The 10,410-nt window shown below is 61.6% G+C and carries 7 protein-coding genes and 1 pseudogene; 6 read left to right on the top strand and 2 right to left on the bottom strand.

The window, feature by feature from the left end:
• Nucleotides 1-111: 111 nt before the first annotated feature.
• A pseudogene (locus POM99_RS14550) lies at nt 112-732 on the bottom strand (ArdC family protein); the annotation flags it as partial.
• Nucleotides 733-899: 167 nt separating this feature from the next.
• Complete coding sequence (locus tag POM99_RS14545) at nt 900-2,882, bottom strand: ParB/RepB/Spo0J family partition protein (RefSeq protein ID WP_277279082.1); 1,983 nt, start codon at nt 2,880-2,882, stop codon at nt 900-902.
• A gap of 298 nt (nt 2,883-3,180) precedes the next feature.
• Between POM99_RS14545 and POM99_RS14540 the strand changes: the two genes are divergently transcribed.
• From POM99_RS14540 to POM99_RS14515, 6 genes are all read left to right on the top strand, one after another.
• Nucleotides 3,181-3,960: an RNA polymerase sigma factor gene (locus POM99_RS14540; protein WP_438823017.1), complete on the top strand. Its 780-nt coding sequence runs from the start codon at nt 3,181-3,183 to the stop codon at nt 3,958-3,960.
• A complete protein-coding gene (locus tag POM99_RS14535; protein ID WP_277279077.1) occupies nt 3,957-4,550 on the top strand; it encodes a hypothetical protein in 594 nt (197 codons plus the stop codon). Before POM99_RS14540 ends, POM99_RS14535 begins: the two co-directional genes overlap by 4 nt.
• Nucleotides 4,551-7,955 (top strand): ATP-dependent helicase, encoded by a 3,405-nt coding sequence (locus tag POM99_RS14530; protein WP_277279075.1) that lies wholly within the window; start codon nt 4,551-4,553, stop codon nt 7,953-7,955.
• Nucleotides 7,956-8,035: 80 nt separating this feature from the next.
• Nucleotides 8,036-8,788 carry a multiubiquitin domain-containing protein gene (locus POM99_RS14525; protein WP_277279073.1) on the top strand — a complete coding sequence of 251 codons (753 nt, stop codon included), beginning with the start codon at nt 8,036-8,038 and terminating at the stop codon, nt 8,786-8,788.
• Entirely contained in the window at nt 8,763-9,947 is a 1,185-nt protein-coding gene (locus POM99_RS14520) for a ThiF family adenylyltransferase (protein ID WP_277279070.1), read from the top strand. Before POM99_RS14525 ends, POM99_RS14520 begins: the two co-directional genes overlap by 26 nt.
• Entirely contained in the window at nt 9,944-10,405 is a 462-nt protein-coding gene (locus POM99_RS14515; RefSeq protein ID WP_277279067.1) for a ubiquitination-like system serine protease family protein, read from the top strand. Before POM99_RS14520 ends, POM99_RS14515 begins: the two co-directional genes overlap by 4 nt.
• Nucleotides 10,406-10,410: the final 5 nt, after the last annotated feature.

Here is a 10,410-nt window from a genome sequence, read left to right as displayed (position 1 = left end):
TGATCAGGACTCCCGTCCTGACATCGCAAGGCAGGCCCTGCGATGGTGCCGCGCAACCAAAGTGAGGAGGCCATCGACTGTCCTCGAAATGAGGACACTTGCGATGTTACATACCTCGTGGGCAAGCGTGGCGTAATAGTGATCGAAACCGCCAAACAGGCTGACCGGCGGCATCGTCACGCGATCCGCAGTCGGCTCGTAATAGGCCTCGCAGCCCTGATGGCGCAGGTTGACGGGGATGGCGGCGAAGAAGGCGTCGAGGTCAGCCTCGCGGCCTTCCGGCTCGATCAGTTCCAGCGTTGCGGCCGGATGAAAGCGCTCGGGCAGACCCTCGACCTGATCGGCATTGAAGACCGGATAGGCCTTCAGTACCCGGCGGGCCTCGTCGGTCTTTTCGCCGGTATCGGGGGCTTCCACCTCTTTGGTGTAGCTCTTGTAGAAGATCGCGATGGTCGACTTCTCGCCCTTGCGGACCTGAGCTCCGAGCGATTTCGCCTGGTTGTAGGTCATCCAGAACGGCGATGCGTAGCCGCACATGTCGGCGACCATCCAGAGCCAGAACACGTTCATGCCGCGGTACGGAGTCCCACAGGCCCGCAAGGGCCGGGAGACCGGGACACCGCGCCACGGCTTGATCCACGGCTTTGTGCCAGCTTCCAGACGGGCGATGATTTCCTGGGTGATACGGGTGGCGGGCGACAGGCCGCCGCCCTGCTCCTTGCGATAGGCCATGATGGTTCTCCTGATGGCGGCATCTGGACAATCGGCGACGGGTTCGCCGGTCAGTGCCAGAGGTTCCCGAGCCCCCTCTGCTCTCCTCCCAATAGAGAAGCGGCCCTCCGGCGTGAGCCGAAGGACCGCTTCTCGAGGTGCGAGTGGCCGAGCCTGTCAGGAGGAGGTCAGGCGGCCAGTTCGCGGGGAATTTCGCAGTCGACACCAGGCTCAGCGTCGCTTGCGTCGATCTCGGCTTCGCCAGCCTCCGGGGCAGCGGAGGCAAACCGCATGACCTCAGGCACCCAGGCCAGGGCCTTTTCGCGGACCTCGACCTCGGTGATGTAGGTGCCGGCGAAGACGCGCTCGGCGCTCATCGCGAGGTCACCCTTCTTGACCGAGGCAAAGCGCGAAGAGAGTTCGAGACCGCCGACATCGGTCAGCGCATCGAGGGTCACCTGCTTCGACACCCGGTCAAAGTAGTTGGCGGTTGTCGGACGCCACCACTGCGCCATGTCGATGCCGATCAGGCTGCCAAGGTGATCCTGGAACGGAAGCTGGCGCTCACCGGACATGTTGAGGCTTGCCTCGAGCGACCGAGCAACGACAAAGCCAAGCCATGCGGCTCGGCTTTCATCGGGCAGCGCCCGAAACAGATCGAAGCGGGCAGTCACATCGGTGCCCGCACGCCAGCTTTCGTCGAGGCCGGATCTGAGCTCAGCAAGCGCGCTGCTCGCCGGCGCATCCTTGGCTTCGAAGCCGATGATCGGGCCTGCTGGAACAGGCGCGCGCAGCGTGGTCGAAGGGCGCGCCTGCCAGTCGTGGGTATCGGCATCGGCGAGGGTGAAGACCATGATGTCGAGCGCCAGCCCGGGATCGGATGCAACGTGAAGTGCCAGAACATCGCGGCGCTGCATCGCGAGTTCGTCGACCAGACGTTTCGACAAGGTGGTCCGGTGCCTGTCCGAACCTTCTTCGCCTGCAACGACTTCGATCCCGTCGTCGGCTTCGGTGGGTTCAGCCTGACGCTCGCCGTAGAACACCGGCTGGAGAACCGGTGTGCCATCGCGGGAGAGCACCAGAACCATTCCTGCCTCGGCCTTGAGCTCCGGCGCGATGACGGGCGGGCGGGCACGAATGTCCTGGCATTCGCGTTCGATGGCCTCGATCGCCGCTTCGGCGGCTGCCACAGCCTCCTCGGCACTGTCCTCATCCTCGAGGATCGCCGCATGCTCGTCATAGGAGGCATCGAGTTCGTCGAGCCTTGCCAATTCTGCGTCGGTCAATGGCGCCGGTTCGGCAGGAAGCCGGACCAGCCCTTCGACCAGATCGTGGCTGGCATAGGGATCGAGCGTCGGCTTGACCCAAGCGAGACCCTGCTCGGCGGCGAGGGCTTTGGCCTGCTCTTCCATCTTCGCGGCGGCAAGGCTTTCTAGCAAGGCAACATCCACCCAGGATTCGCTGTCGTCGTTGTCGAACAGCTCACGCTCGATCCGGCCGCCCGCGGCAATATAGGCGTCGCGGCCAACGAGACGGGCGCGCGGATCGCTGCCCCGGACTGTGCCGGAAAGGACCATGCGCCGGATGCTGTCCGGATTGGGGGCATAGTAGGCCGAGGAAACCTGCTCGAACACCCGGGCCTGGATGTCCTGGTCTGAGGTCGCGCCGAAAGCCTTGGCGATATCGAGGGTGATTTGGCCGGAGGCCAGTGCCTCGAACACGACGGGCGCAAGCGTTGCGAGACGCAGCCGACCCTCGACGAAGCGGACAGTCAGGCCGAAACGGCGGGCAACATCTTCGACAGTCGCACCGCCTGCCACGAGCGCCGCAAAGGCCTGGGCTTCGTCGGCCGGGTTCATGGCGAGACGGTGGAAGTTCTCCGCGAGGCTGGTCTCGACCGCGGCTTCGGCGCTGTCCTCGAGCACGAGGCAGGTGACTTCGTGATCGCGGGCAAGGATCTTTTCGTCTGCTAGCGCGAACATGGCGCGGCGGCGGCGCTCCCCGGCTTCGACCTCGAACCTGCCCTTGGCGGCGGGTCTGACGATGAGGTTCTGCAGAAGGCCGCAGGCAGCGATGCTGGCCTTGAGCTCGGCATCCGCAGCAGCATCGCTGTGACGGCGGACATTGCGGGGCGACTGGACAAGCTTGTTCAGCGGGATCGACTTGATCATGGGTCACACTCCTGATTGTGAGCCCGGCACGTCGACTATCGACGTCCAAATGGCTCAATTAGGGCAAAGCCCACTCCACTCTAATGCGTTCGCAGCGAAACTGCCGATCGGCAGGGCAAGCCACACGGCTCCGGAGCGCCTAGGGCATGGCTCAGCCATATTTGTATAGCCGGCACCAAACACAGCCGAGGAGCACTGGACGAAATCAAATTTTTTACTCCGGCCTTTCCGGTTGTTTTTTCAGTGGCGATTAACAGACCGCCGCATCGATGCTAACGTGCGGACAAGGGAGGAAATGTTGATTGTTCCGCTCACTAAGCGAAAAGCCGACGGGACACTTTATCAACGTCCCGACATCATTGAACCGCTTCTCGCAGGTCTCGCCAATCTGCCGCGTAATGTGCTCCTTGAACGCGCACGCATCCGCGATCGCAAGCATCCGGATTACCTGCCGAGTGAGTGCTTGCTTTATTTCGTCCGGAGGAGTCGCCGGGACAACTCGGACGCTTGGTTCGAACAGTTATATAAGATCCTTATCGAGAGGGTGCTCCGATCGGTACCGCGAGCCGAAATCTCCAAGGATTCCTCTTCGCTCAGCAACGAGCGCATCCGCAACGCCGTTTTCGACCGCTTCGTCGAGATGCTCGCGAAGGATCGTAAGGAGCCCGACGACAAGCTGGACTTCTTCGAGGTCCGGTTCGACCTCGCCGTTAAACGCTTGCGCCTCGATGCGCAGGACCGAGTCTGGCAAGAGGAAAGTCGCACCGCGTCGCTGGACGACGAGAGCAGCGGCACGTCCGATGACGCAGCCCAGGCAACCACGACAAGTCTTCTCGACGCCGAACTGCTTACCGATCCGCTTTTCCGGACACGTTTCCATAGAGCGATTGAGGCTCTGCCAATTGAACAAAGAAGGACCATTCACCTCCTTTTGAGCGGTTGGCAAATCGATTCAAGCGACCCTTCGGTGATGACAATAGCGAAGGCTCTAAACTGCTCTGAGAAGACGGTTCGCAACTATCGGGACCGAGCGTTAAAAGCACTCGGGGCCCTGTTTAATCCTGGGGACGACCAATGACCGCCAACCCGCTGCCCCTCACCCTCGACGCTGTGCTCGATTTGTTTCAATCAGAAGGCGTCCATGATGGCGACGTGCTTCGACAATACGTCGAGGATTATCCGCAGTATGCCATCCAGCTCATCGATTTTTCGCAGTTGCTTGCGGCACCAGAGCACGAAGACGAGAGTCCTCTGTCGGCTACCGATGAATCGCGCATCGATGCCGCATGGATCACGCACAAGGCGGCTACTCCAAGCGAACCCGCCGGCGAAGACCCGTTGGCCCGCCTCACTGGAGACATCGGCAAGGACCTAGCTCGCAAACTCGGCGTGCCGAGGCAGGTCATCACGTGCCTGCGAGAGCACCGCGTCCTGGCATCGAGCCTTCCCGATACCATCCTTGGCAACCTCTCGGACGCTCTCGACTTGCCTCCCGCGCATGTGATCGCAGCCATGCGCCAGCCGCCAATACCCATGACCACCGGCAGAAGCTATAAGTCGGGCCGCCCGCCCGGCTCCGCGGAGCAAATGACCTTTGAGCAAATCCTGATCGATGCCGGGGTTTCCGAGGCTGATCGGTCGAAGCTTCTGGCAGGTAGCGGCGAATAGATGGATGCGATCGAGCTGGGACGCCGCAGGGCGGCCGAGATGCATGCGGATGCCGTTATGCACGGGCTCGATCCGACCGATCCTTACACATTTGTTGTCGCCATCGCGAAGACACGCGGCCTTGACGTCGAGACAACAAACCCTGGCGCTGCCAGTCTGGACAACGGCCGCGCGACGCTGGTTCCAGCCGATGATCTCATAATCCACGAAAACGTGGGCTCCCGATTCGAACAAGCATTCCTTATTGCGCATGAAATCGGCCACCATGTGTTAGGTGATGCAACCGCATCACCCACGGTGCTGTACGCAGACATGGCGCGTCCCTCCGAGCCCTCACCGACCGGAATTGATCGGGTCGTCGACTATGGCCGAAGACAGCGGCGCGAGGTTCAAATGGACCTGTTCGCCCGTGAACTTCTCCTGCCGCGCGAGGTCCTATGCCGCCTTCATCTGGTTGACAGTTTGACTGCACACGAGATCGCAGGACGCATGAATGCTTCGCTGGATGCTGTCATGCAGCAATTGCTCGACGGTCTGCTGCTACCTGTCATCGAACCCGACAGCAGCTTTCGCGAAGAGTATCCATTGAACGCTGCTCAGGCAGAAGCGGCAGGACACCGCGGGCGAGCCTATCTCCTCGAAGCAGGGCCTGGGACCGGCAAGACCCAGACACTCACTGCTCGGGTGGTGCAACTACTGGACGAGGGTGTAGATCCGAGGCGGCTGCTCGTCTTAACCTATTCCAACAAAGCCGCTGGCGAGATGGCCGAGCGCATCGTGGCGAAGCGACCGGACACGGCAGCAGCCATGTGGATTGGTACCTTCCACGCGTTCGGACTCGATCTTGTGCGGCGCTTTCATGCTGAATTCGGCCTTCCCGACGATCCGCGCCTGATGGACCGGGTAGAAGCAGTCGAGCTCCTCGAGGCAGAGTTTCCCAAGCTCGCGCTCGATTACTACCAGGATCTCTATAATCCGACGCGTCTTATAGGGGACATTTTAGCGGCCATCTCGAGAGCAAAGGACGAGGTCGTCGACGCCGGCGAATATGCCCGCCACGCCGAGAATATGCGCATTGCTGCCGAAGGCGTCGAGCCGCGTCATACAGAAGCCCTGAAAGCGGCAGAAGTCGCGCGCGTTTACGCTTTCTACGAAACGCTCAAACGCCAACGGCATATGATCGATTTCGGCGACCTTGTTTCACTCCCCGTCGAACTTCTCGAGACGCGCCCTGAGATCGCCGCCCAGCTTGGCCAGACCTACGATCACGTGCTTGTTGACGAATACCAAGACGTCAACCGAGCCAGTGTGCGCTTGTTGAAGGCGCTGCGCCCGACCGGCGAGAATCTCTGGGTGGTGGGAGACGCAAGGCAGTCGATCTATCGTTTTCGCGGTGCCTCCCCGATCAGCACCTCTAAGTTCACGTCCGAGGATTTTCCCGGCGCGGCATCAGGCCGGTTGGAGATCAATTACCGGTCGAGTGACGAAATCGTGACCGCCTATTCCACTTTCGCCGCCAAGATGGCCGCGAGTAGGACGAATGCGGAGCTGGATGCCCATCGCGGCGCCAGCGGTCACCCTATCGAACTTAGGCTCCGCCCGGCCAAGGAAGAGCAGTCGGTAGCAATCGCCGACTGCATCGAAGAGCTTCGGACAGCCGGCATTGCCTATCGAGACCAAGCCGTGCTGTGTACCGGGAATGAGCGCCTTGGCGAAATCGCCCGCGACCTCGAACGGATGGACGTGCCCGTTCTCTTTCTGGGCAGCCTGTTCGAGCGAAGCGAGGTCAAGGACCTTTTGTCGCTGCTATCTTTGCTAGCTGATGGTCGCGCGATGGGGCTCGTCCGAACCGGCTGCATGCCCGATTTTGCCATGCCGCTCGGCGATGTCGCCTGCGTCCTCGAAACGTTGCGGTCCAAAGAGGCCGAACCCTTGGAATGGCTGACCGAGCGCCGCCGCCTAGCGGTGTCGGCGGAAGCAATGACCGCGCTCGATAGGCTCGCAGCAGCTCTCGATGGATTCGACGCCGACTCTCCACCGTGGCGAACTCTGGCGGCTGTCCTGCTCGACCGCACCCGCATAGCAGCCCGAATAGCCGAAGCCGATTCCATCGCCGAACGTAGCCAAGGCATCGCGATTTGGCAGTTCATGAACTTCCTACGCGCGCAGCCACGCGTGGAGGGTCGCACCGTTCCGCGCCTACTTGAACGTATCAGGCGGCTGGTAGCTATCGGGGACGATCGCGACCTACGTCAGCTACCTGTAGCGGCGCAGGGACTCGACGCCGTCCGCCTCATGACGATCCACGGTGCGAAAGGCCTTGAGTTTCGAGGCGTACATCTACCAGGCCTCAACCAAGACACACTCCCGAGTTTTCCGAAGGCACCTGCCTGCCTTCCCCCCGAAGGCGTAATCGCCAGCATAACCGGCGACGTCAAAGCTGCGCTTTGCGCCGGCGACGCAGAAGAGCGCGAATGCTTGTTTTACGTCGCCACGTCACGCGCGCGCGATCGTCTCATACTTTATGCCGCCACGGAGAAGACAGATGGCAAGCAGCGCCCGCTTTCGACCTTCCTGCCGCGACTTGGTCCTGCCGTTATCGAAAGAGTGCCCGCTCTCGTCCAAGCGCTGCCACCTGCGCTCGAAGCCGAGCCGATCAAACTATTGATCGACGGCCCTATTCGCTTACGAGATTCTCAGGTCGCAATGCTGGACAAGGAAAAGTGTAAACGGCGCTTCTTCTACACTCATGTGCTCGGCATCGGCGGCCGCCGAACCGAGAGCGATTACATGCGCATGCACGAAGCCGCCCGGACTGTCGTGCGCGCAGTCGTGCGCAGCGGGCTCGACATCTCCGACGATGCAATTCTCCGGGCTACAGTCGAACAAGCCTGCGACGATCACGGTCTCGACATACCGGGAAGTTTCGTCGAACTGCGGGCTACGGCAGTCAAGCTTGTGATGCGGTTCCGGCGATCGCGCGATGCCCATCAATTCCAGATGCCGACGGAATTGCCGCTCGGGATAGGAAGCGACCAAATAATCGTTAGCGCCGACGATGTGCTCGTCGATGCGCGAGGTCGTCGTATCCACCGGCGTATCCGCACCGGCGTGTTCCGAAAGGCAGACACCGAAGATCTCAGCGTGGCTGCTGCGCTACTTGCAATCGCGGAGAACGCGACGGGGGCGAGCGCCGAAGTTGTCCATCTGACCAGTAATACCGTGACTCCGCTCGAGCTCTCGCAGCTCGTTATCAGTCGGCGCCGCGAACTCCTCGCTACCGTACTTGCGGATGTTCGCGCTGGCAGATTTCCAACGAACCCCAACCAGCGGGTCTGCCCCGGCTGTCCGGCGTTCTTCGTGTGCGGGCCCGTCCCGACAGGCCCCCTGCAAAAAAACTTCTGAGCGCCTTTCCGGTCGGCTGCCGCTGTTCCGATTGTCCCTTCGTAGCCGGGCTTTTCCGGCAAACCGAAGGACAAATCAAAATGGCTACCCCTGAACTTCCCGAATTTGATGATGTCGGCGATGCCCTCCGCGAAGGCCGGAGCCTGCGGCCGGCACGGGCCTATCGCTTCCAGTTCGCCCTCGAGAACCTCGACTTCCGCGCACTCACCGTTGCCGATCCGATCCCGCTGGGCCGCCAGGTGCTCGAAGCGGCAGGGCTTGAACCCGACCGAGGTTACAGCCTGTTCGCGATCCTCCCGACCGGCGACTTCGAGGACGTGCGCCTCGATGAACCTTTCGACCTCAGCACCGCTGGCGCCGAGCGCTTCGTCGCCTTCCTCACCGACCGCGAATTCAAGTTCGAGGTCAACGATGACCAGCAGCGCTGGGGCAAGCCCGCAATCAGCGGCCGCATTCTCAATCAGATCGCTGAGCCCGGGCCCGAAGAGGCGGTGTTCCTCGAGGTGCGTGGCGGAACCGACGTTCTCATCGAGCCGGCCATGTTGGTCGACTTGAGCGCTCCAGGCATCGAACGCTTCTACAACGCCCCGCGCCCGTCGGTAGAAATCGAAATCATCGTTAACACGCGTCCGCGCGTGGTTCGCGGTCCGACCGTGACCTTCGAGCAGATCGTCGAGCTGGCCTTCCCGGGTCCGCACGAAGCCAACGTCGTGTTCTCCATGACCTACCGCAAGGCGGCCTCGAAGCCGCACGCCGGCGAGCTGAGCGCGCACGGTTCGGTAACCATCAAGCAGGGGACGATCTTCAATGTCACGCGCACTGTTCAGTCGTAACGCCGATCTCGCTAGGCTGCGCGAGGAAGGGTATTTCGTCCAGATCGTCGGAGGGTTCCTCGTCATGCGCGAGGTCCCCTACGTCGATGCCCACCGCAAGGTTCGCAAGGGCACACTTATCTCGAGCCTAGCCTTGGCCGGCGACCAGACCCGGCCGCCCGACACTCACGTCATGCATTTCGACGGAGACTACCCTTGCTTCGCCGATGGAAAGCCGATCGCGGCGATCGCCCACCAGACCGCGCACTTCGAGCTTGGCAATGGGCTCACAGCGGAGCACGCCTTCTCCAGCAAGCCTGAAGGAGGGTATCGTGACTACCACCACAAGATGTCGACCTATGCTTCGATCATCTCGGGACCTGCTGCGGTAATCGACACCACGCTCTCGCCGCGCCCCCACCGCGTGATCGACGATGAGGAGGACGCTGAGAGCGTTTTTCACTACGTCGAGACGGCGTCGGACAGGGTCGGGATCGGCGCGCTCACCGCCAAGCTCGCGGGGCACCGCATCGCGATCATCGGCCTCGGCGGGTCGGGAAGCTATATTCTCGACATGCTGGCTAAAACGCCGGTAGCGGAAATCCGCCTCTTCGATCCTGACGAGTTCCTTCAGCACAATGCCTTTCGTGCCCCTGGGGCGCCTAGCCTTGACGACCTGCGCGACGCACCGCTGAAAGTCGACTATTTTGCGGCGATCTACTCGCGCATGCATCGCGGCATAACCGCGGTGCCGAAGGCGATTACAGCCGAGACCATTGATCTGCTCGAAGGCATCCACTTCGCGTTCCTAAGCCTTGACGCAGGTGAAGCGAAAGCCGCCCTCGTAGAATGGCTTCACGCACGCGGAGTCGGCTTTGTCGATATCGGCATGGGTCTAGAACTCGGCGAACAGGGCCTTAGTGGCATCTTGAGGGTTACGACCAGCACTCTGGAGAGCAGGACCAAGGCCAGCCAGCACAATCGCATTCCCCTGGCCGGCGGCGGGGCCGGGGATATCTACGCCTCGAATATCCAGGTAGCCGACCTCAATGCGCTCAACGCTGTCCTGGCGGTAATCAAGTGGAAGAAGCTGTGCGGATTCTACTGCGACCTCGAGCGCGAACATCATTCGACCTACACACTCGACGGCAACATGCTGCTCAACGAGGACCAGTCATGATCCGGTATACCGAACTCGAACATCGCTTCGTGGAGAGCTTTCCTGAGCCGCTCGTCCCCGGGATTCTTTACGTATCGATGGAATACGGCAGCGTCGCGCACAGCTGCTGCTGTGGCTGCGGAGAGGAAGTAGTGACGCCACTTACCCCAACAGACTGGAACATCACCTACGACGGAGAGGCGATCAGTCTGCACCCTTCGGTAGGGAACTGGACGCTGCCGTGCCGTTCGCACTATGTGATCCGCCGCGGCAAGGTGATCGCTGCGCCGCCCTGGTCGGAAGCACAAGTCGCTGCCGAGCGACAACGAGACCGAAGAGCGAAGGCTCGCTACTTCAGGCAGGCGGATCCCTCGGATGTTGCTCAGCCCAGCCAGGAGACGCCCGCTACGACCCTGTCCGCACCTCGACCGCCAGCCAGTTGGTGGCAACGCATGCTCAGCTGGTGGAAGGCAACCTAGCCAAG

Source organism: Novosphingobium cyanobacteriorum (genome assembly GCF_029436685.1).
In the GTDB taxonomy this organism is placed as follows: domain Bacteria; phylum Pseudomonadota; class Alphaproteobacteria; order Sphingomonadales; family Sphingomonadaceae; genus Novosphingobium; species Novosphingobium cyanobacteriorum.
The sequence above is the reverse complement of the archived record's forward strand: the minus strand, read 5'-3'. Positions and strand labels throughout refer to the sequence as shown.